The sequence below is a fragment of the Epilithonimonas sp. JDS genome (assembly GCF_021261315.1).
Lineage (GTDB): Bacteria > Bacteroidota > Bacteroidia > Flavobacteriales > Weeksellaceae > Epilithonimonas.
The window spans coordinates 354,736-377,638 of the sequence record NZ_JAJSAX010000003.1 but is presented as its reverse complement, the minus strand read 5'-3'; the positions used below and the strand labels follow the sequence as shown (position 1 = coordinate 377,638).

General features: G+C 39.0%; 15 protein-coding genes. 5 read left to right on the top strand and 10 right to left on the bottom strand.

Features of this window, described 5'->3' with window-relative positions; translation table 11 throughout:
• Positions 1 to 14 precede the first annotated feature (14 nt).
• Together LUD75_RS12010 and LUD75_RS12005 are read left to right on the top strand one after the other, a co-directional pair.
• Positions 15 to 1,193 carry a cell surface protein gene (locus LUD75_RS12010; RefSeq protein WP_232705910.1) on the top strand — a complete coding sequence of 393 codons (1,179 nt, stop codon included), beginning with the start codon at positions 15 to 17 and terminating at the stop codon, positions 1,191 to 1,193.
• Positions 1,194 to 1,228: 35 nt separating this feature from the next.
• Positions 1,229 to 3,502 carry a DUF5074 domain-containing protein gene (locus LUD75_RS12005; RefSeq protein ID WP_232705909.1) on the top strand — a complete coding sequence of 758 codons (2,274 nt, stop codon included), beginning with the start codon at positions 1,229 to 1,231 and terminating at the stop codon, positions 3,500 to 3,502.
• A 182-nt stretch (positions 3,503 to 3,684) separates the two neighbouring features.
• Here the strand turns inward: LUD75_RS12005 and LUD75_RS12000 are convergent, their stop codons facing one another.
• The 10 genes from LUD75_RS12000 to kduI form a co-directional block, all read right to left on the bottom strand.
• Positions 3,685 to 5,298 carry an altronate dehydratase family protein gene (locus tag LUD75_RS12000; protein ID WP_232705952.1) on the bottom strand — a complete coding sequence of 538 codons (1,614 nt, stop codon included), beginning with the start codon at positions 5,296 to 5,298 and terminating at the stop codon, positions 3,685 to 3,687.
• Positions 5,299 to 5,318: 20 nt separating this feature from the next.
• Positions 5,319 to 6,776, bottom strand: a complete 1,458-nt coding sequence (locus LUD75_RS11995; protein ID WP_232705908.1) for a tagaturonate reductase — start codon at positions 6,774 to 6,776, stop codon at positions 5,319 to 5,321.
• A 155-nt stretch (positions 6,777 to 6,931) separates the two neighbouring features.
• Entirely contained in the window at positions 6,932 to 8,371 is a 1,440-nt protein-coding gene (locus LUD75_RS11990) for an MFS transporter (RefSeq protein ID WP_232705907.1), read from the bottom strand.
• Positions 8,372 to 8,403: 32 nt separating this feature from the next.
• Complete coding sequence (locus tag LUD75_RS11985) at positions 8,404 to 9,069, bottom strand: bifunctional 4-hydroxy-2-oxoglutarate aldolase/2-dehydro-3-deoxy-phosphogluconate aldolase (protein WP_232705906.1); 666 nt, start codon at positions 9,067 to 9,069, stop codon at positions 8,404 to 8,406.
• A gap of 6 nt (positions 9,070 to 9,075) precedes the next feature.
• Positions 9,076 to 9,525: a YhcH/YjgK/YiaL family protein gene (locus tag LUD75_RS11980; RefSeq protein WP_232705905.1), complete on the bottom strand. Its 450-nt coding sequence runs from the start codon at positions 9,523 to 9,525 to the stop codon at positions 9,076 to 9,078.
• Between the two features lie 10 nt (positions 9,526 to 9,535).
• Positions 9,536 to 10,540: a sugar kinase gene (locus LUD75_RS11975; RefSeq protein ID WP_232705904.1), complete on the bottom strand. Its 1,005-nt coding sequence runs from the start codon at positions 10,538 to 10,540 to the stop codon at positions 9,536 to 9,538.
• A gap of 66 nt (positions 10,541 to 10,606) precedes the next feature.
• Complete coding sequence (locus LUD75_RS11970) at positions 10,607 to 10,954, bottom strand: cupin domain-containing protein (RefSeq protein ID WP_232705903.1); 348 nt, start codon at positions 10,952 to 10,954, stop codon at positions 10,607 to 10,609.
• Positions 10,955 to 10,999: 45 nt separating this feature from the next.
• A complete protein-coding gene (gene uxaC / locus LUD75_RS11965; RefSeq protein ID WP_232705902.1) occupies positions 11,000 to 12,409 on the bottom strand; it encodes a glucuronate isomerase in 1,410 nt (469 codons plus the stop codon).
• 71 nt (positions 12,410 to 12,480) lie between these two features.
• Positions 12,481 to 13,266, bottom strand: coding sequence for a gluconate 5-dehydrogenase (locus tag LUD75_RS11960; RefSeq protein ID WP_232705901.1), 786 nt, complete (start codon positions 13,264 to 13,266; stop codon positions 12,481 to 12,483).
• A 2-nt stretch (positions 13,267 to 13,268) separates the two neighbouring features.
• Entirely contained in the window at positions 13,269 to 14,105 is an 837-nt protein-coding gene (gene kduI, locus LUD75_RS11955) for a 5-dehydro-4-deoxy-D-glucuronate isomerase (RefSeq protein ID WP_232705900.1), read from the bottom strand.
• A 792-nt stretch (positions 14,106 to 14,897) separates the two neighbouring features.
• Between kduI and LUD75_RS11950 the strand changes: the two genes are divergently transcribed.
• The 3 genes from LUD75_RS11950 (at position 14,898) to LUD75_RS11940 (ending at position 22,861) form a co-directional block, all read left to right on the top strand.
• Positions 14,898 to 18,188 (top strand): TonB-dependent receptor, encoded by a 3,291-nt coding sequence (locus LUD75_RS11950; RefSeq protein ID WP_232705899.1) that lies wholly within the window; start codon positions 14,898 to 14,900, stop codon positions 18,186 to 18,188.
• A gap of 12 nt (positions 18,189 to 18,200) precedes the next feature.
• On the top strand, positions 18,201 to 20,021 hold the full coding sequence (locus tag LUD75_RS11945; RefSeq protein ID WP_232705898.1) for a RagB/SusD family nutrient uptake outer membrane protein: 1,821 nt from the start codon (positions 18,201 to 18,203) through the stop codon (positions 20,019 to 20,021).
• A 257-nt stretch (positions 20,022 to 20,278) separates the two neighbouring features.
• Positions 20,279 to 22,861 (top strand): T9SS type A sorting domain-containing protein, encoded by a 2,583-nt coding sequence (locus LUD75_RS11940; RefSeq protein ID WP_232705897.1) that lies wholly within the window; start codon positions 20,279 to 20,281, stop codon positions 22,859 to 22,861.
• Positions 22,862 to 22,903 lie beyond the last annotated feature (42 nt).

Genomic DNA, 22,903 nt, shown 5'->3' with positions numbered 1-22,903 from the left:
AAAAAATAAATAAAATGAAACATAAATTTATAAAATTTACTTTACTTTCAGTCATTGCAACTGCAATCGTTGCCTGTAAAAACGATGATGACGACAGTACATTTAATTTGGCCGAATCTTACTCAATTGACCGCTTCAAAGTTCTGAATATTCCAACCAACATCTCAGGAACCTTTACTTGGAGTGTCAATGATTCTATTATTTCAGAAAATTCAGCTTTGGATTTCATCAGTCCATTCGCCAAAACCTATCCTTTGACTTTGAAGGTGGAAACGAAAGGGACAACGACGAATTACAGTTCGAAAATCATTGTCAACAAAGAAACTTCGGTTTACAGCAAGTACATTTCTAACGTCTTCGATTTCCGTCCAGCCGTTGGGCAATTCATCAATGAAATTCCGGAATATCTAACTGGAAATACGGCTGAAAATATGATTCAGAAAGCGAAACAATCTTTGGTCGCTTCTAACTCTTCGATGATTACGTTAGGCGGATTTGGTGGTTATGTCACTTTCGGATTTGACCACACAATTCCAAATATGAATGGCCGCGATTTTAAAATCTTAGGAAATGCTTTTTGGGGCGATTTGTCTCAAGACGAACGTGCTGGCTCTTGCGAACCCGGAATCATAATGGTTGCCTACGACAAAAATAAAAACGGAAAACCCGATGAAGACGAATGGTACGAGATTGCAGGCAGCGAATATTTTAAAAATACAACGGTAAAGAATTACAACATCAATTACTTCAAACCCAACGAATCCAAACCGCCAGTTCCTGGAAATGAATATTGGGAAAACGACGTAGAATATATCAAATGGACTGATAATCTGGGAAGTACTGGTTATAAAACTAAAAATGTTTTCCATATCCAAAGCTATTATCCATTGTGGATTACGGATGCTTCTTATCAATTTACAGGAACCAAATTGGCCAACAATTACTATGACCAAAGTGGAACGGGAACTTATTGGGTCGGGAAATCTTACGCCTTCGGATATGCCGACAACGCACCAAATACCGATGAAGCCTCCAACATCGATATCTCGTGGGCCGTTGACAAGAACGGAAATTACGTCAAACTTCCCGGAATCGATTTCGTGAAAGTTTATACAGGAATCAATCAGGAAGCGGGTTGGCTGGGCGAAGTTTCTACGGAAGTGGCTGGCGCTTACGACTTACATTTAAAATAATCATTAACAATAAAAATTCTTTAAATCAATTAAAAATGAAAAAGTTTTATCTTTTGACTTGGCTGTTGTTCTTTGCATTTTTTACGAATGCGCAGTTCACAGTTCAAAGTGTTCCCAGAAATGACATCCAGGGAAACTCAATTAAAAAACAATCCAAAAAGGCGGATTTCAATTTCGATGACATCGTCTATTGGGTAGGAACGGGAACCAACGAAGCGGCTTTCGTGGTCCAGTGGAATGATTCTAAAAATCCAGACGCTATGGTTTGGGGATTCCGATGGAACGGAACGGCGACCGGCGAAGATATGCTGAAAGCGATTGCAAAAACTGACAAGCGATTTTTCACATTGCTTTATCAAGGAACGCAATTTGGAAGCGCAGTCGGCGGTTTAGGTTTTGACCTGGACGGGAACGACACCAATGCACTTTATAAAAGTGGGAACAACACTTATCCGCTGTATCCTGTGGATGGCATCATCAATACGACATCCTATGATTTTGATGATTACACCGCAAAAGATGCCGATGACCATTGGGGTTCTGCTTGGTACACGGGATATTGGTCTTATTGGGTGAAAGACCCGACAGATTCAGATTTTGGATATTCTGGTTTGGGAGCGAGCAGCAGACAATTGATGAACGGTTCTTGGGATGTTTGGAATTTCAACCCGAATATGGAAAGCTACGACATCTCTTCAACGTTGACGCCGGTTTCAGCGTTTTCGGCGCAGGCAGATTTTACAAAAGGTTACTTTATCGTGAATGAAGAATGGTTCGGTCACACCAACGGTTCCGTGAATTTCGTTGGAGAAAATGACCAAATCTATTACAGAGTTTACAGCGAAAAGAACAACAATCAGGCTTTCGGTGCGACGACTCAGTTTGGAACAATTTACGGTGACAAATTCTATTTCATCTCTAAACAAGCAGCAGATGGCGGTGATACACAGTACACGCCAGGCGGAAGATTAGTTATCGCAAATGCGACCACTATGGAAAAAATTGTAAGTTTCGACAACATCGGTGGAGGAGATGGCCGTTCTTTTGTAGGTGTGACGGACAAATTGGGCTACATTGGCGCATCCAACGGAATCTACACTTTTGACATCGAAAATCTACAGGTTGGTACTTTGATCACGGGAACTGGCGGCGGAAGTCAGTACGCAGGACAGATTGGAAATATGGTCAGAACCTCGCAGTATGTTTATGCCGTGAAGCAATCTGCAGGAATCTTGATCATCGACCCAAAAACAAATACTTTGATCAAGACCATTTCTGGCGCTTATCACTCGGTTGTTCAGGCAAAGGATGGAAGTGTTTGGGCCATTCAAAATCAAAAATTGATCAACATCGATCCAAAAACTTTCGCAACTACGGAATATCCGCTTTCCACTTCGACCCAATATTTCGGTTCTTGGGGCGCTTGGAACGCAGGTAGTTTTACTTACAGCAGTCAACAGAATGCATTGTATTGGATGAACTCGGTGAATGCATTCACGTCAGGTGCGAAAATCATCAAATTTGATGTGACGTCAAAAACGCTTGTTGATAATTTCATCACGATTCCAGGACAGGAAGGCACTTACAAGCAAATCCCTTACGGTGCAGCTTTGCGAGTAGATCCTGTTTCTGACAGATTGATCTTGAACACAACAGAAAGCGGTTACGGCGCGCATTATCAAAAAAACTGGATCCATACCTATGACAACACTGGAGCTTTGCTAAATACAAAGACCTTAAATGATTATTATTGGTTCCCTGCTGTTACGGTTTTCCCAGACAATACGTTGCCAGTTGTGGCTTCTAGTTTCCCAACAGAAACGACTTTGAGTGGTGTGACAAAAATCGATCTGAAAACGGTAGTTTCCGATGCAGATAATTTGTCTTCTGCTATTGTAAAATCTATCAAATCAAATAGCAATTCTACAGCGATCTCAGCTGAGGTAAATGCGGATGACGAGTTGGTTCTGACGCCTCAAAGCGCGGGAACGGCAAATCTGGTGATCAGTTTTAATTCCAATGGAAAAGTGGTGGAGAAAACTTTGACGGTGATCTCATCTTCTTTGGCTGCCACGGTGGATGTCAAGAAATTGGAGTTAAGCATCTATCCAAATCCAACAACAGAGATCTTGAATGTTAAAACGCTAGATAAAGTTCTGGAAGTTTCAGTATTTGATGTGACCGGAAAACAGATCAATGCTAAATTTGTGAACGGACAGATCAATGTGAGTGCTCTTCTGAAAGGAAATTATATCCTGAGAATTGTAACTGACAGATCGGTTTATCAAGAGAAATTTATTAAGAAGTAATCTTTTTAATTTTAAAATAATGAAGCCTTCAAAACTTAATTTGAAGGCTTTTTTTATATTTCAGTTTTTAGTTAATAAACTTATCCTAACTTCTGCGATAGAATTGGAATTAAGTTGTGGCAAAAAAAAGAGCACTCTCCGAAAAGAATGCCCTTTGATAAAAACCTTAAAATTCAAAAAAATTATAATGACACCCCTCGTTTCCAAGGGATAAATACATCCTGTTTCAATTGGTCTGCTTTCGTTTCTACGTTTCCGCTCGCCAATTCGATGATATAATCTACGATCTCCTCTCCAACTTCCTGAATGCTTTTTTCGCCTGTGATTACGGTTCCTGCATTCACATCGATAATATCAGACATTCTGCCGATAAGCGCTGTGTTGGAAGAGATTTTCACAACCGGTGCGATTGGATTTCCCATTGGATTTCCTAAGCCTGTGGTAAACAAAACTACCGTTGCGCCTGCTCCTACCAATCCTGTAGTACATTCGGCGTCATTTCCTGGTGTGTTCAAAAGATTCAGACCTGGTTTTGAAATATATTCGCCGTAATCCAAAACATCGACGATCGGTGCAGTTCCACCTTTTTTGGAAGCGCCTGCAGATTTCATTGCGTCGGTGATCAATCCATCTTTTATATTTCCTGGCGATGGATTCATATCAAATCCAGAACCTGCGTCTACAACAGATTTTTCAAAAGCTTTCATTAATGATAAAAACTTATCTGCTTTTTCTTCGTCCACACATCTGTTCATCAATTCTTGCTCTACGCCGCACAATTCCGGGAACTCTGCCAAGATTGTTTTTCCGCCCAACGCTGCAAAAATATCTGAAACAATTCCTAAAGCCGGATTGGCAGATATTCCTGAGAATCCATCGGATCCACCACATTCCAAACCAATGCTGATTTTGGAAACCGGCGCAGGCTGACGCTCAATTTTGTTGGCTCTTTTGATGGCTTCGAAAGAATCTTTGATGACCATTTGGAACATCTGATCCGTAGTTCCTATTTTTTGCTGCTCGAAGATCAAGATTTCCTTGTCGTTATTCGGGCTCATTTCTTTCAAAGCATTCTGGAAAATATCAACCTGAAGATTCTGACAGCCTAAGCTCAAAACCGTTGCACCAGCTACATTCGGGTTGTTCACATAACCTGCAAGCAACTTTGCCAACAATTCTGAATCCTGACGGATTCCGCCACAACCACCTTGGTGATTGATGAATTTAACTTCGATATTGTCCAGAAGGTTCTCATTTCTTGAGTTGTCTTCTATCTCTGCAATGTTTTTTTCCTCAATCAAAGAGCGTAGGAAGTTCTTGTATGAAACCTCTTTTTTCGGAAGCAATTCGTTTTCGAAAATGTCTTTCAGCTTCTCGATGTTCTTGTTTTCACAAAAAACCAATGGGAAAAATAACCAGACATTTTTGGTTCCAACTTGCCCGTCAGAGCGGTGATATCCATTGAAAGTTTTATCTTTCCATTTATCTACATTTGGTGGTGTCCAGCCCAGATCTCCTGTCTTTTTGAAAACCGGTTCACTTTGGTGTTTCACATTTTCAGTCGTGATCACTTCACCTTTTTGGATGGTTTGATTGGCTTTCCCAACCACAACACCGTACATTATGATCTGATCACCAGCTTCAAAATGCTCTCCGGCAAATTTATGTTTAGCTTTTGTATCCGTTAAAACATTGTAAGGCGTTCCGTCGAGATCAACGATTTCGCCAGCGTAAAGATCCATCAGCGCAACGACTACGTTGTCTTTTGGATTTACTTTTAATACTTTTTTCATAATTTCTAAATGATTAAAAATTATTATTTGATATAATTATTATAACCTTGCTCGATTCCGTTGGCATCGATTTCTTTCAAGGCTTTTGTCACAGCTTCTGTCAATCCAGGAACTTGTGTAAGGTCTGTATCCCAGAAACTTGTTTCAGATAAAGTCGCTTTCACCACTTCTCCAAGGTCATTGTTTGTCCAGATTTCTTTCAATCTTTCCAAAACCGGCGCATCATCCATCACTGGAAGCGTTTTTCCATTGAATTCACCTTGGTAGAATCTGATCAATGCTGCAAGAGCGAAAGTCAGGTTTACAGGCAATTCTTTTTTGTCGTCAACATATTGTAATAAACTTGGCAACACTCTCACTTTGAATTTCGCAACCGAGTTCAATGCAATACTGGAAAGCTGATGCTTCAAAAATGGATTTCTGAATCTGTCAAAAACTTCCTCAGCGAAAGCCGTCAATTCTTCTTTTGACAAATCTAAAGTGGGGATGATCTCGTTGTAAACCGTATCAGAAATGAATTTTCCAGCGAATTCCGCATCAATTGCTTCTTTCACGGTTTCTTTTCCGTCAAGGATTGAAAACGCCAACATTGCAGTGTGGGCACCGTTTAGGATTCTTACTTTTCTGGTTCTGTAAGGTGTGATGTCATCAACGATCAAAACCTGATCATCGATTTTATCAAAAGGAATCAAAGCTCTCAACTTGTCATCACCTTCGATTACCCAAAGCAGGAATGCTTCGCAAACCACCATTAAGTTGTCGTCATAACCAAATTTAGCTTCGTATTCGTCTTTTTCTTCTCTTGGATATCCGGGAACAATTCTGTCCACCAAAGTGTTGTGGAAAGAGTTGCTGTTTTCTACCCACGCAGAGAAACCTTCTTCAAGATTCCAAAGCTGAGCATATTGAAGAATATATTTTTTTAAAGTTAATCCGTTATTTTCGATCAATTCGCAAGGAATAATGTGAAGACCTTTGTCCTCAGCACCTTGGAAATGTTTGAATCTTTCGTAAAGGAAAGCAGTTACTTTTGCAGGGAAATTTTTGTGCGGTCCGGCTTCAAGTGTTGTTTCGGATTCGTCAAAAGCGATTCCGGCTTCTGTTGTGTTTGATAAGATGAACTGAAGATCTTCGCCTTTTGCTAAATCAAGGTATTCCTGATAGTTTGCGTAAGGACTTAGTGATCTTTGGATGGCAGAAATCACGCTTTGGTCATCCACAATTTGTCCTTTTTTTACACCTCTTACGAAAAGTGTGTAAAGGTTATTTTGCTCTTCCAGCATATCTACAAGTCCGCCCTGAGTTGGCTGTACAACAGCTACACCAGCATTGAAGCCAGCTTCTTTGTTCATTTTGTCGATCAGATAATCAACGAATGCACGAAGGAAGTTACCTTCTCCGAATTGTAAAAATTTTATAGGAAGTTTCTCAGTCAGATCTGAGTTTTCACGGTTTAGTTTTTCTTTTGTTTGATATTCCATTTCTTTATTCTTTAAATTTTAATAGTTGGTTGAAACTTTATATTACAACCGAATCTGCAGCCTACTTCGACAAGCTCAGCATAAACTCTTTGAGCGGATCCCGATGTAAAATCGGGAGGGAGGGGAGGACGGATTAAGCTGCCATAATTTTTATTTTATAAATCTGTAACAGGTTTGTAAACCGGAACCAATGATTTCATAACCACCCAACCGATGAGGTAAACCACGGCACAGATTGAAAATATAATGAAGTAACCAGCTTCTTCCCCTTTGAATCCCATAAATTCCATTTGCGTAGTTCCTGCAAAATCGAATAAAACACCTGATCCTTTATTGATAATTAGTGATCCGATTCCACCAGCCATTCCACCAATTCCGGTGATTGTAGCGATGGCTTTTTTCGGGAACATATCACCGACAGTTGACATAATATTCGCTGACCAGGCCTGATGACCTGCACCTGCAATCCCGATAATGATTACCGGCAACCAGAAACTGTAAACGCCTAAAGGCTGTGCAATCAAGGCTAATAGTGGGAAAAATGCGAAAATCAACATCGCTTTCATTCTTCCTGCGTACGGATCCATTCCTTTTTTATTGATGAAATAAGATGGCAGCCAACCTCCAATAATCGATAATAATGTAATTGTATAAAGGACAAAAATTGCGGCCTGACCAACGCCGTCATTGGATTTGATGCCGTAAACTGAGCTCAGATAAGCCGGGGTCCAAAACATATAAAACCACCAAACTCCGTCTGTCATAAACTTTCCGAAAGCAAATGCCCAAGTCTGTTTGTATTTGAAACATTGTGCGAAGGATACTTTTTTGTCTTTGTCAGCTTCCTCTTCCAAACCGTGATCCTGCTGGATATATTGCAATTCGGAGACGCTCATTTTTTTGTTGTGCTCCGGTTTTTTGTAAATGAAAACCCAGAATCCCATCCATACGAATCCTAAGATTCCGATGATGATGAATGACATTTCCCAACCCCATTTTTCCGCGATTCTTGGAATGATCAAAGGCGCAGACAAGGCACCAACAGCCGCTCCTGCATTGAAGATACTTGTAGCTAAAGCTCTGTCTTTCTTAGGGAAATATTCCGCCGTCGTTTTGATAGCGGCAGGGAAGTTTCCTGCTTCACCAACAGCCAAAACAAAACGGGCAAAGATGAAAAGCATGACACTTGTGCTTCCAACCAAAGCCACATTATCTACAGTTTTGATAATTTCTTTAGATTCTTCAAAACCTACAAACCAATTTCCTGTAAGAATTCCTGATGCAGCGATTCCGCAATAAGCGTGTAAACAGGCACCAAGAGACCAAACGCCGATTGCCCAAAGGAAACCTTTCTTCGTGTCCATAAAATCTACAAACTTCCCTGCAAACAACATACTTACAGCGTAGAAAATGGAGAATAATGCGGTGATATTTCCGTAATCATTATTATTCCAATGAAACTCCGGCTGAATAAAATCTTTCCAAGTCAGAGAAAGTACCTGTCTGTCAAGATAGTTGATACTTGTTGCAGCAAAAAGTAGGGCGCAAATTCCCCATCTGTAGTTGGTCTGCTTAGGCGTTATGGTTTGATTCATTTTAAGTTGGTTTGGTTGGTTTGTGTTTTATTTTAAGAAGCTTTTATCGATTTGATGATCTCTAAAACCTTTGAAGTTTCGTTTTCTATGGTTGCATAATCTTTTGCCGCCATTAATTCTTTGCTCACTAATTTGCTTCCCATTCCAACAGCGGAAACACCAGCTTTGAACCAGCTTTCGATGCTTTCTTTAGTTGTATCAACACCGCCGGTTGGCATAAATTTCAGATTTGGGAAAACATCTTTTATGGCGCTCATAAATCCTGCTCCTAAAGCGTTTCCTGGGAACAACTTTACGAAAGTTACACCTGCGGCTTCCGCCGCGATGATCTCCGTCGGTGTCATACAACCCGGGCTGTATAGCAGATGTTTGGAAATTAAAAATTCTGCAACTTCCGGTACAAATCCTGGGCTGATAAAGAAATCTGCACCGGCTTTTTCGTATTCTTCAGCTTGTTTCAAATTTTTTATCGTTCCGATTCCTATAAGCATTCCCGGCATTTCGGCATTTCTCAATTCTACCATTTTGGTGAAATTCGAAAGTGCGTTTTCTCCTCTGCTTGTATATTCTACAGCACGGATTCCAGCTCTGTAAAGTGCTTTTAATATTTCTAAAGTTACCGTTTCGTCTGCGTTGTAATACAAAGGCAAAAGACCTTGGTTGATGATCGCATTGGTAACTAATTGAATCTTTGTCATTTTTTCTTAAATTTTTACTTTAAAAACTATTTTTCTAATGAAGCCATTTCCAATCATTGGTGCGTGGACATCATTTGGATAAAAAATAGCAAACTGATTATCGTTTAATTGGAAAAACATATCCGGATCATCATTGTAAAAAAGAACATCTTTTTCTGCATTGTATTCTCCGATTGGTTTTGTGCATTTTTGCCTTGGTTTCCAGCCAATATTTTCTATTCCCTTCAGACAAATTTGAATATCAATATTTTGATTATGACATTCGAATTTGGAAAGACTTTCTTCTTTTGTTTTGGCCATTTCATCAAAAACAATCATTTTAAGATCTTCCTGAATCTCTGTAACGCCAACTTCTAAAGAATCTAAATTCTTGTTTTTTAAATAGTCGAAAGCTTTTTCAAATAATGGATTTAGCAAAAAATATTGAGAAGCGTTTTCTAATGTATCTATAATCATTATTTCTAAATTATCTCTTGATTCTTCCGCCCTTGTCGCCATTCATCACATCCAAAATATCGGAAGCGCTACAATGGTTGATGTCGCCAGGAACCGTGTGTTTAATCGCACAAGCTGCGTTTCCGAACTTAAGTGCAGTTTCATCATCAAAGTTTAATAGACCATAGATCAAACCTGCAGCGAAAGCATCGCCGGTTCCGATTCTATCAACAACTTGAAGAATTTCGATTGGTTCAGATTCGAAGTAAGTTTCGTTTGCCCAAGCTCTTCCTTGAGTTTCCTGCGTACTTGCGCTGGCACCAACTCTGACTTTGTCAAATATCTTTTTGATGGAAGGCATTTGCTTCTGAAATTCTTTACAAGCTTCAATGAAACTGTCTTTGTCAGAAGAGAATTTTGTTCCGATGATCTCGTTGATCTCATTTACGCCACCGATAAAAATAGTGGAGTAGGACACCAATTCTTTTAATACTTCAAAGCCTTCTTTTCCGTATTTCCAAAGGTTGGAACGGTAAGCTGGGTCAGCTGTGATCTCGATTCCTTTTTCGTTGGCAGTTTGCAAACCTTTTTTCAAAGCGATGTAAGCACTTTCAGAAATTCCAGGAGAGATGCCTGTCCAATGGAAATAGTCTGCACCTTCCAAAGCTTTTTCCCAGTCGATTTGGTTTGGATTGATATTGGCAAAAGAACCATTCAAACGGTTGTAAGCAATTCTGGAAGCTCGAACAGATGAACCAACTTCAAGAAAATATAATCCTAAAGGATGTTGGTTTTTTGCAATAAAAGTCGTGTTGATTCCATAACTTTTGATGGATGAAAGCGCTGATTCTCCAACGAAATCGTCAGAAACTACGCTTACGTGTTTTACGTCACAACCCATTGTCGCAAGCGATGCCGCAACATTCAGTTCTGTACCTCCGAAAAAGAATTCCATCTCGTTGCTTTGCTTCATCATCCTGTTGTTGGCAGGTGACAAACGCATAATCACTTCTCCAAAGCTTACTACTTTGCCCATTAATTTATATTTTTTTGAAAATCAGTTTTTCCCCAACCTAAAGTGAGCCTGATTTTATTTTTTAATTTATTTGATAAAATCTTCTCTGTGCGGGCTGAAAACATCAACCAAAATGCCGTCTTCCATACATTCTACACCATGAACTATATTAGATGGAACGAAGAATGAATCTCCTTTTTTCAGGATTGAAATGTCTTCGCCAATATTAACTTCAAACTTTCCTTCTGCAACATAAGTCACCTGAATGTGCGGATGTTTGTGCTTGTAGCCAATGCCGCCTTTTTTGAAACGAACGTTGACCATCATTACAGAATCGTCGTAACCAACGATTTGGCGGTCGATGTATTCATCTATTTTTTCCCATTCTGTAGAATCGGATTTGTAGAAGATTTTTGATGCTTGTTCTGTTTTCATTTTTAATTTTTAGAATCAAGATTCAAGATTTGAGAATCAAGATTTTTAGAATGTGAAATAATCTTTAGCATTGTTATAACAAATGTCTGAAACTATTTTTCCAACCAGATCCATGTCTTCCGGAAGTTCACCGGATTCGATCTCGTTTCCTAATAAGTTGCATAGAACTCTTCTGAAATATTCGTGTCTTGGGAACGAAAGGAAGCTTCTGGAATCGGTCAGCATTCCGACGAACGTGCTGATTAATCCCATATTGGAAAGCGCATTCATCTGTTTTTCCATTCCGTCTTTTTGGTCCAAAAACCACCATCCAGAACCGAATTGTACTTTTCCCTTCACAGAACCATCGTTAAAATTTCCAATCATCGTTGCCATAATTTCGTTGTCGGCAGGATTCAGATTGTAGATGATTGTTTTGGTTAATTTATCCTTGGAATCTAATGTATTAAGAAATCTTGAAAGATTTGCTGCCTGGGTGAAATCGCCAATGGAATCCCAACCTGTGTCTGGTCCAAGAACTTTCAACATTCTTGCATTGTTGTTTCTCAACGCGCCCAAGTGATACTGCTGAACCCAACCTAATGAATGATAAGTCTCTCCCAAAAACAACAAAATCGCCGTTTTGAATTGTTCAATCTGGTGAGGCGTCAAGGTTTCGCCTTTTCTTTTAGTTTCAAAAATTGTATTGATCTCTGAATCTGTGAAAGTTTCGAACGAAATGTTATTCAATCCGTGGTCACACAATCTGCATCCGTTGGCGTGAAAGTATTCTATTCTTTTGATTAGCGCATCCTGTACATCCTTGTAAGATTTGATTTCGATGCCTGCAGATTCGCCTAATTTATCGATATAAGCATTATAATCTTCATTGTCAATCAAAATCGCCTTGTCCGGGCGGAAAGCCGTACTAACTTTGATTCCTATGTTGTTTTGTTTGATTGTCTGATGATATTCTAAAGTGTCAATCGGATCTTCTGTGGTACAAACCGTTTCCACATTTCTCATTTTCAACAAGCCGTGAACAGATTTCTCCGGCGTTTGAAGTTGAGAAGATACATTTTCGTAAACCTGATCTGCATTTTTCTCGTTAAGCAAATCGTAAACTTCAAAATATCTGGCTAATTCCAAATGAGTCCAATGAAACAAAGGATTTCTCAACGTATTCGGAACTGTTTTTGCCCAAGCTGCGAATTTTTCTTTGTCAGAAGCGTCTCCGGTGATGAATTTTTCGTTCACGCCCATCGTTCTCATCGCTCTCCATTTGTAATGGTCGCCACCAATCCAAACTTGAGTAATGTTCTCAAACTGACGGTTTTCTGCGATCTCTTTCGGAGGCAAATGGTTGTGATAATCGATGATTGGTTGTTTCTCAGCAAAATTGAAATACAACTCTTCAGCGAATCTGTTCTTTAATAAAAATGTATCTGTGATGAAAGGTTTTGTAAGTGTACTCATAATATTAAAGTTAGAAGTTGGAGGTCAGAAGTCAGAAGACCAACTTTATATATTAGGTTTTGATAATTTTTTTATTCGTTGGAAGGTTTGCCGATGGTTGCTAAGATTCCGCCATCAACGTAGATGATTTGTCCGTTGATGAATTGACTCGCTTCGGAAGCTAAGAAAATTGCGGTTCCAGCAAGATCTTCTGGATTTCCCCAACGACCTTCCGGCGTTCTGCTGATAATGAATTCGTTGAAAGGATTGCCATCCACTCGGATTGGTTCAGTCTGAGACGTTGCAAAATATCCAGGACCGATTCCGTTCACTTGGATGTTGTGTTTTGCCCATTCTGTTGCCAGATTTTTGGTCAGCATTTTCAATCCGCCTTTTGCAGAAGCGTAAGCCACGACATTGTCACGGCCCAATTCGCTCATCATAGAACAGATGTTGATGATTTTTCCGGCTCTTCTTTTGATCATATTTCTCGCCACCAGTTGTGACATAATGAAAGGTCCGGTCAAATCTACATCGATTACTTTTCGGAATTCAGAAACCTCCATTTCCAAAGCGGGAACTCTTTTGATGATTCCTGCATTATTGATAAGGATATCGATTTGTTTGTGATTCCCTTCAATTTCTGCTACTTTTTCAGCGGCAATTTTCTCATCGGTCACATCAAAAATATAACCTGTTGCTTTGAAACCTTTTGATTGATAATATTTGATAGCTTCTTCCAATTTGGATGGCGTAGTACTTGTTACCACAAGTTCTGCACCTGCCGATCCCAAACCTTCTGCCATTGCCAAACCAAGACCGTGTGTTCCGCCGGTTATTAAAGCTACTTTTCCTGTTAAGTCGAATAAATTTGTCATAATTATTTTAATTCGTCAGTTTTTACAGCATCCATATCGCCGTAATCCATATTTTCTCCTGCCATTCCCCAGATAAAACTGTAGTTGGACGTCCCAACACCAGAGTGGATAGACCATTCCGGAGAGATCACTGCATCTCTGTTTTTCAAGAAAATGTGGCGCGTCTCAGTTGGCTGTCCCATAAAATGTGAAACCGTTTGCCCTTCGTCCAAATCGAAGTAGAAGTAAGCTTCCATTCTTCTGGTGTGCGTGTGAGAAGGCATTGTGTTCCAAACGCTTCCTTCGTGCAATTCCGTCATTCCCATTTGTAGTTGGCAAGTTTCCAGAACGCTGTTCACAATTAATTTGTTGATCGTTCTTCTGTTCGCGTATTTTGCATCGCCTAATTCTACGATCTCCGCTTCAGCTTTTGTAATTTTCTTAGTTGGAAAAGCGTGGTGAGCCGGTGCAGAATTGATATAGAAATAAGGTTGTTCGCCGTTTGACGATTCGAAAATCACTTCCTGGTTTCCTTTTCCTATATATAAGGCTTCTTTATTATTAAGTTCGTAAACTGTTCCGTCTACTGTCACTTTTCCTTTTCCGCCAACGTTGATGATTCCCAATTCTCTTCTTTCAAGGAAGTAGGGTGCTTTCAATTCATCGATGGTTTCTAAGCTTAGAGGCTGGTCAAGTGGCATAATTCCACCAACGATCAAACGGTCGTACATTGTGTAAACCAATTTGATGTGGTTTTCTACGAACAAATCGTTGATAAGAAATTCTCTTCTAAGATCTTCTGTTGTGTAATTTTTGGCATCGTTTGGGTGATGCGCATATCGGAATTCTGATTGAGTCATTTTAGTCTATTAATATGAACAGATAATTAACGCTGTGTAATCGATTGCATTGAATATTGCACAATTTGGCACAGCAAATAATTTTTGTAAATATAAATATAAAATTTAACTGGAAAAGGAAATTTCGAATTAATTTTTAAAACACTATAAATCAGTTTATTATTTTTATTTTTATATTAATTATAGCTTGTACAGCAGATTTTTAAGCCTAAGAATTTTACCGTAAATGATAAATTCTGTGCAATTTTCCAAAAACGGTTGCTCAAACTTCAAATTCTAGATAAAGAAATCATTGTTCAGTTTTAAATAACTGATAATCAATAATATAAATATTTGTATTTAATTTAGAATTAGTTGGATTGCTGTCGATTTTAAAATACGCTTTTTTGACGGAAAAAAATTAGATTTCACAGAAATTGGGATTCTTAAGTTAATTTTTGGTTAATTAAAATGCCGGTAATTTTCGGATTTAATGATTTTAATCAGCGGCTTCAGATGTTAAAAAATGTTAATTTCAAATTTAATGTGGACTTTATTTTGAATTTTTAAATTTTTTAAGTGTTTGTTAATCAATTAAATATGATTATTGTCTCATTTTTGTATTCGTCTATGTTACATTAATATTAATAAAATATTCAAATTTTTTATTTGCCAATTGGAAAATAATCTTAGTTTAGTCGAGTTAAGAAATAGTTAAAAAATCAAGTGCAATCGATTGCATTTTTTGAGACAAATTTTTGACAACTATATATAAGTAAAAAATATTACTAATTATAAAACTAAAAAATATCTATGAGTGGTTTAAAACTAGGTATTCAAAGTGCTTTTATAAAAACGACGATCGCATCAGTCTTTTTATTGCCGGCATTTGGTTTAGCTCAAGAACTAATTAAGGTTTCGGGAAAAATTACTTCCGACCAGAACAAGCCTGTACAGAACGTAGAAATTACGGTAAGAAATTCCAAATTCTCTACAATGACCAACAAGGCTGGACAGTATGAGCTTAATGTACCTAAAAATGCAACTCTTGTCATTCGTTCAAAAGGATTCGAAGAGCAGGAGGTGGAAGTGAATGGGAAAACTGTTATCAATGTTGCTCTAGCAAAATATGATGGTAACAAGGAAAAGAACATTGATGAAGTTGTTTTGGTAGGTTATACAACCGTTTCAAAGAAAGATGTTACCAACTCAATTTCTTCTGTGAAAGGAGAACAGCTTGCTGATATGCCTGTAAACAGTGCTGCAGAAGCGATCCAGGGTAGAATGGCCGGTGTTCAGGTTACTTTCGGGGAAGGATCTCCGGGAGCTGATCCGGAAATCAAGGTGAGAGGTGGAACGTCTATCACACAGGATAACGCACCGCTTTACATCGTTGACGGAATTCAGATGGACAACGCTCTGTCATTAATCTCTCCAAAAGAAATTGAATCTATCGAGGTTTTGAAAGACGCTTCTTCTACTTCTATCTATGGAGCGAGAGGAGCTAATGGAGTAGTTCTAATCACAACAAAAAGTGGTAGAAAAAACACTAAAACGATTGTAAACTACAACGGTTATACTGGTGTTCGTACCATTGCAAAAACTCTGGACGTCATGAGTCCTTACGATTTTGTACTTTATCAATACGAATTGTACAATAGAGACGGAGATCCTCAACAGTACGAAAATTTTATTAAAAATTACGGATCTTACCAGGAAATCAGAAATGAGCAGGGACAGATAGTTGATGCGGGTATTGCGAAGTACAAAACCATCCAAAAAAGAGACTGGCAGGAAGAAGTTTTCGGTAAGGAAGCTTTCAACTTTACACACAACCTGAATATCTCCGGTGGATCTGCAACTTCAGCTTTTACATTGTCATTAAACCATGTTGAGGAAGATGGAATTATGATCAATTCCGGCTATAAAAGAAATATGGCCAACTTCAAATATGATTTTGATATCAGCAAAAAATTAAAAGTTGGATTGACGGCAAGATACAGCCAGACTTTTATCAACGGTGCCGGAACTGCAACAGCTGGTTCTCAGGGTACAAACAGACTTAGAAACGTTATCCGTTACAGACCTTTTGAAAATGGACTGAATACCGGCGGCGGATCTGATGAGTTCGCACCTGACGATTTTGCGGTTACCAACCTAGTAAATCCTGTATTGCTTTCTAACAACGAAATCAAATACAATAATGCAGACAACTTATTCTTAAACGGAGTTATTACTTACAATATCTTCAAGGATTTGACTTTCAAAAGTACAATCGGATATGTGCAGAATGATCAGGATATCCAACAGTTCTCCGGTCCTAAAACGTATCTTTCAAGAATCAACTCCGATATGTCTGTAGTGCAGTTGACAAATACACAGACTAGAAGAATTACCAATACCAATACACTTGCTTACAAGAAAAAAATAGGTGAGCACAAATTGGATTTCCTTTTGGGTCAGGAGATTGTACAGACTGACGGTAACAAATCAGATATGACTGTCCGTTATATTCCTACATCTTTCTCTGCAAAAGAAGCGTTTGCAAATATTATTCTTGCAGCACCTCCGGCAGGATTGATCCAGGATGCTCCATACGCAGGTGTACTGCCTCCATCCAGATTAGCTTCATTTTTTGGAAGAGCAAATTATATTTATAACAACAAATATATCGCAACGGTCTCAGTAAGAAGAGACGGATCCAACTCTTTTGGACCTAATAACAGATGGGCAAACTTCCCGTCAGCATCTTTGGCTTGGAAAATTGCAGAAGAAAACTTCCTGAAAGATTCTAAAATTGTGAACGATTTAAAACTTCGTTTAGGCTACGGACAATCCGGAAACGACAGAATTGCATCGTTCTTATTTGATACGTTCTACAATCCATCAAGTGCATTTGGATACACAGGCGGAGTAGGTATCATCACAGGTACTGCGCCAGGAAACATCATGCCAAACCCAAATATCAAATGGGAAGCTACAGTTTCTAAAAATGCAGGTTTGGATTTTACCGTGTTCAACAAAAGAGTTTACGGATCAATTGACGCGTACATCACGGATACCAAAGATTTGCTTTTATTGGCAAAAATTCCTCAGACTTCAGGATATGAATACCAATATCAGAATTCCGGGAAGACTCAGAACAAAGGTTTGGAATTTACATTAGGCGCTATCGTAGTTGGTAATGAAAACTTCACCTGGAAAACAGATGTCAACCTTGCTGCAAACAAAAATATGATCAAAAGTTTAGGATCATTGACACAATCCGGAACAGACTATTATTTAGTTCCTTCAGGATGGGTAAACAACTTATTTGACTTCAAAGTGCAGATCAACCAACCAGTTGGAATGTTCTATGGTTATGTAACCGAAGGCCGATATGAGATAAGTGATTTTGATTTCAATTCTGCTAACAATACTTATAGACTTAAAGCTGGAATTCCTTCAAGTTCATCTGTAGCGCTTGGAAACAGATTACCACAGCCAGGCGATTTGAAATTGAAAGATCTGAACGGCGACGGCATCATCGATGTAAAAGATCAAACAGATCTAGGAAATGCACAGCCGAAATTTTATGGAGGTTTCAACCAGACTTTCAAATACAAAAATTTCGATATGAGTTTGTTCTTCAACTTCTCTGTTGGGAACAAGGTTTACAACGCAAACAAAATCGAATTTACAACCAAATATCAGTACACAGACCAGAATATGCTTGCAGAAATGGCTGACAGATGGAGATGGTTTGGCGATGATGGTGTGAAAGTAACAGATCCTACAGCTTTGGCAGCGCTTAACGCTAATACAACAATGTGGGTTCCTACAGGAGGTAACTATTTCTTGCATTCATACGCTATCGAAGACGGATCTTTCCTAAGATTGAACAACGTAACAGTTGGATATTCATTAAACAAAGATTCGCTAAAGGCCATTGGTATTACAAATTTAAGACTGTACGCAACAGCAAATAACGTTTTTACAATTACCGGTTATTCAGGTTATGATCCGGAGGTAAGTACAAGAAAAAGTACACTTACTCCAGCAGTGGATTACGCCGCTTTCCCAAGAAGCAGATTTTTCTTAACAGGTGTTGATATAACTTTTTAATTCAAAACAAAAATGAAACTTAACAGATTAATTTCAATTCTAAGCTGTTTAATTATATTCTTCACATTGACATCTTGTGACGAGTTCCTGGATGCAGAAAATATTTCTAACTCTAATGAAGAACAGCAGTTTGATAGTGCAGCAGATACTTTTACTGCATTGATTGGTGTTTACAATCAGGTGATTGGTGATGATGGTTACGGGCAAAGACTCAATTTATATTTCCCGCAGTCAGCAGACGATTTCAAAACTTCGGGAGATTATAACTGTAACGACAGAAGAGGACTTAGTACTTATGGTGCGTGTACTTCCAACCCGGATCTGAACAAGCCTTTCTTAAAATTATATTCCGGAATCGAAAGAGCAAACCTCGTGATCAAAAATATTCCTTTATCTCCGGTTTACCAGACAGGTTCTACAACAGATAAAAAATTGATGGACAGGTATTTAGGAGAAGCTTACACTTTGAGAGCACAGTTCTATTATGATCTGATCAAAAACTGGGGCGATGTTCCAATGCAATTGGTTCCATCTTCTGATTTGGAAACCGTTTATCTTCCAAAAACAGACAGAGACGTCATCTACGAACAAATGATTGCGGATCTTGCAAAGGCAGCTACTTTGGTGCCTTGGAGATCAGAAGCAGGAGGCAGCAATACAAGAATTACAAAAGCAGCTGTAAAAGGATTGAGAGCAAGAATCGCTTTGGCGAGAGCAGGATATTCTCTTAGAAGATCACCAAGAGTGATGGCTCAGGGTTCTAATCCTCAGGTTTACTACAAAATCGCTTATGATGAATGTAAAGATATTATCACAAAAGGAGATCACGGCCTGAATGCAAGTTTTGAAGCAGTATTCAGAGCATTGCATGATAATTCCGAAGATGCTGCACACGAAGTGATTTTCGCAGTTGGCGCTTTTGGAGGTAATGCTGCTACAGACAGTAAAATTGGTTACTACAACGGAATGAGACACGATGCTTCGTCCAATTGGGCAAGTAGTGGCGGTGTAAACGCGCTTCCGGTTTATTTCTACGAGTTCGGAAAATTTGATGTGAGAAGAGATCTTACCGTGGCGTCTATGCAAATTAACGCTGCAAATCAGGCAATCCTTGCAACAGGTGCTCTTTGTACAGATGGAAAATTCAGAAAGTCTTGGACCAGCATTACCGGTACTGCACAAAACCTTGCAATCGACTGGCCGATGATCCGCTACTCAGATATCCTATTGATGTTTGCAGAAGCTGATAACGAAATCAACGGTTCGCCATCCGCAGAAGCAGTGAATGCTGTGCAGCAGGTTAGAAACCGTGCGTATGCAGGAAACTTAGGACAGGCAGGAACGATCCCAACCGATAAAACAGGATTCTTCAATTACATCGTTCACGAGAGATTGTTGGAGTTTGGAGGAGAAGGTCTTAGAAAATATGACCTGATCCGTTGGAATCTTTTGGCTACAAAAATTGCTGAAACCAGAGTAAAACTTGCTCAATTTCAAAATGGAACTGGTCAGTATACCAATACACCTACTGTTTTATATTACAAGGACTCACCTTATGATAAGACAAAAACTGCTCAGGCAGCACTTAATGCAATAGATGTTTATGTGCCTGCAGGTGTGAGTAGAGCCGATGTTTATTACACGCCTGCTCAGTCAGGTACTCCGACGGGTTACAAAGCTGTCAATTGGAGAGTAGCTGTAACAGCAGATTACATTAATAGTCCATTAAAAGGTTATGCTCAATATTTCGAAGCAAACAGAAAAGAATTGTTCCCGATTTATAATGACATCATCTTGTCAAATTACAATCTGCAACAGGATTACGGTTATTAGAAACCGGATTCTTATCCACTTGAATTTTTAAGTTTTTATATTTTTAATTTTTTTTGAAGATTCACTCTAGCAGGGTTTTAAAGCTCTGTTAGAGCTGATTCTAAGGCCATTGTCGGCTTTATTCAAAAAATATTAAACACTATTATTTAGAATTAGTTAATGAAAATAGGTTCGTAGAAGAAATACTAATTATAATAATTTTTCACATTTATTAGACCTTACAACTAACACAATTAACTCAATTAAATAAATTTTAGATGAATAAAATTAAATTACTTTATGTGTTCTTATTGCTTGCATTCACGCAGGTATCAGGACAAACTGTTACATTCAACGATTCTAAAGGTTGGATAGAAACTGCCTTTGTAAAATGGCAACCAGTGGCAAACGCTGGAAGATATAACGTGTATTACTCAGGTGAAGGCGTTGTAGACAAAAAGATTGATGACTATTTGATCCGCAGTTACGGATCCTATTTCCGTGCAGATATTCCAGGATTGAAAGCTGGTTCTTACACGATTTCTGTAAAGCCGGTTGTTTTAGGAATCGAAGGTGCAGGTTCCACAACCAGCACATTGACGGTTCTTCCTCAGGACAGAACAGGTTTTTCTTTCCACAACGGAAGAGTTCCCGGAGGTTACAAAGCAGACGGAACACCCAAAGACAATGCAATCATTCTTTACATCACGCAGAAGTCTAAAGATTCAGTTCCTTTCAATGTGATCACAAAGGCAAATGGCGGAACAACGCCTTATGTTGGATTCCAAAATATTCTTTCCGGTATCAAAAAAGGATACGATACGAGACCTTACATTTTCCGTTTGGTAGGAAACATTACAGATGCTACTACGATGGAAGGTGGTGATTTCGTTATTGAGAATGACAACAACGCAAACAGCTACATTACAGTTGAAGGTATCGGAGACGATGCAACAGCAAACGGCTGGGGAATCCGTGTGAAAAACGGAACAAACGTTGAAATCAGCAATCTTGGTTTTATGAATTGCGACAGTGGCGAAGGTGATGACATCGGTTTGCAGCAAAACAACTCTTATATTTGGGTTCACAACAATGACCTTTTCTACGGAAATGCAGGCAGCGATGCCGATCAGATCAAAGGAGACGGCGCACTTGACAACAAAGGAAGTTCTTACAACACTTTTTCTTACAACCACTTCTGGGACAATGGAAAAGCAAGCTTGCTGGGACTTAGTGAAAATACAACAACTGGTCTTTATATTTCTTACCACCACAACTGGTTCGATCATTCAGATTCAAGACATCCTAGAGTTAGATTCTATTCTGCTCACGTTTTTAATAACTATTTTGACGGAATTGCTAAGTACGGTTCTGGTTCTACAGAAGGGTCTTCATTATTTTTAGAAGGAAATTATTTTCGTAATGCCAAGAATCCAATGATGATCTCTCTACAAGGAACAGACGTTTGGAATCCAACGACTCAGCAGAATGATCCTGCCAATCAAGGAACGTTCTCAGGAGAAGACGGTGGAATGATCAAAGCTTTCAACAATACACTAGACCTGGATATTGCGACAAACTCTATGCGTTTTGTAGCTTATGGCGATACAAATCCATTGTTCAATATTCCTGGCAAAATCAGTTCTCTTACAGATTTTGATGCTTACTTGGCATCAACTCGTGGAGAAACTGTTCCGGCTACAGTTAAATCTAAAGTTGGTGCAAAAGTGTACAACAACTTTGATACTGATGCTTCACTTTACATCAAAAATCTGGTAGTCGAAGATCCTTCAACGGCGAGAGACAGAGTGAAAATGTATTCCGGACGTGTGCAAGGTGGAGATTTTAAATGGACTTTTAATAATGCTGTAGATGACAAATCTTATGCTGTAATTACAGGTCTTAAGTCTCAGCTGACAAACTATGCCACTAATATGGTTTACATACAGGCAGAACAGACAGCACCTGCTACAACACAGACTTTGGTAGTGACCTCCGGAAACAAGGACCAGACTGTAGCGACGGGCGTTGCCATCACACCGATTGTCCTTACTTGGGGCGGCGATGCAACAGATGTGACTGTAACAGGATTGCCTGCAAACGGATTGACGGCTGCGAAAGATACAACTGCCAAAACCGTTACAATCTCCGGAACACCAACTGCAAGCACTTCTTACACTGTAGCAACTGTAGGTACTGTTGGAACTTCAGTTTCAATTTCTGGAGCAATTACTGTAGGAACTACACCTCCTCCGGCAACTGGTGGCGAGATTCACAACTTCACAACAGCTAATCCTCCAAAATCCAGTACATTCTACACCATCACTGGTAACATGAATTCTACAGACGGTTCTCAGTCTTATGATGGAAACACACTGACTAAGAGATTCAAAATGGAATCCGCGACAAGCATCAATTACACGACAACTCAGACTTCTACTTTAGTACTTGTTTTCGATGCAGATTTCGCAAAAGCAGTTAAATTTGATGGAACTAATTATACAGCGACTGGCGGAATTGTAAAAATAGAAAATGTTGCAGCTGGTGCGCACAGCATCACGAAAGGTGACACGACTAACTTGTACTACATCAAAACGTCTTACGGAACGATGGCTGCAAGTGATATCAATAAATCTCAAGTATCATTATATCCTAATCCGGTTTCTGATTATCTGCATATCAACACAGCCGGACAGAAGATTGTTAATGTAAAAGTTTACAGTTTTGCAGGAAGCGTTGTGAAAAACAATGTGGAAGTATCTGGAGATTCTATCGATTTGAGAAATTTGAACACAGGTAATTATATCATCTCTATCACAACAGATAAAGGGACAATTACCAAAAAAATTATCAAAAAATAACCATACATAATTTAGTGTCAATCTGTAGTTTTCAGATCACAT

Excerpts from the sequence above, each read along its gene's own strand:
- LUD75_RS12010 (WP_232705910.1), top strand. The coding sequence starts at position 15 with ATGAAACATAAATTTATAAAATTTACTTTACTTTCAGTCATTGCAACT.
- LUD75_RS12005 (WP_232705909.1), top strand. The coding sequence starts at position 1,229 with ATGAAAAAGTTTTATCTTTTGACTTGGCTGTTGTTCTTTGCATTTTTT.
- LUD75_RS11995 (WP_232705908.1), bottom strand. The coding sequence starts at position 6,776 with ATGGAATATCAAACAAAAGAAAAACTAAACCGTGAAAACTCAGATCTG.
- LUD75_RS11990 (WP_232705907.1), bottom strand. The coding sequence starts at position 8,371 with ATGAATCAAACCATAACGCCTAAGCAGACCAACTACAGATGGGGAATT.
- LUD75_RS11985 (WP_232705906.1), bottom strand. The coding sequence starts at position 9,069 with ATGACAAAGATTCAATTAGTTACCAATGCGATCATCAACCAAGGTCTT.
- LUD75_RS11980 (WP_232705905.1), bottom strand. The coding sequence starts at position 9,525 with ATGATTATAGATACATTAGAAAACGCTTCTCAATATTTTTTGCTAAAT.
- LUD75_RS11975 (WP_232705904.1), bottom strand. The coding sequence starts at position 10,540 with ATGGGCAAAGTAGTAAGCTTTGGAGAAGTGATTATGCGTTTGTCACCT.
- LUD75_RS11970 (WP_232705903.1), bottom strand. The coding sequence starts at position 10,954 with ATGAAAACAGAACAAGCATCAAAAATCTTCTACAAATCCGATTCTACA.
- uxaC (WP_232705902.1), bottom strand. The coding sequence starts at position 12,409 with ATGAGTACACTTACAAAACCTTTCATCACAGATACATTTTTATTAAAG.
- LUD75_RS11960 (WP_232705901.1), bottom strand. The coding sequence starts at position 13,266 with ATGACAAATTTATTCGACTTAACAGGAAAAGTAGCTTTAATAACCGGC.
- kduI (WP_232705900.1), bottom strand. The coding sequence starts at position 14,105 with ATGACTCAATCAGAATTCCGATATGCGCATCACCCAAACGATGCCAAA.
- LUD75_RS11950 (WP_232705899.1), top strand. The coding sequence starts at position 14,898 with ATGAGTGGTTTAAAACTAGGTATTCAAAGTGCTTTTATAAAAACGACG.
- LUD75_RS11945 (WP_232705898.1), top strand. The coding sequence starts at position 18,201 with ATGAAACTTAACAGATTAATTTCAATTCTAAGCTGTTTAATTATATTC.
- LUD75_RS11940 (WP_232705897.1), top strand. The coding sequence starts at position 20,279 with ATGAATAAAATTAAATTACTTTATGTGTTCTTATTGCTTGCATTCACG.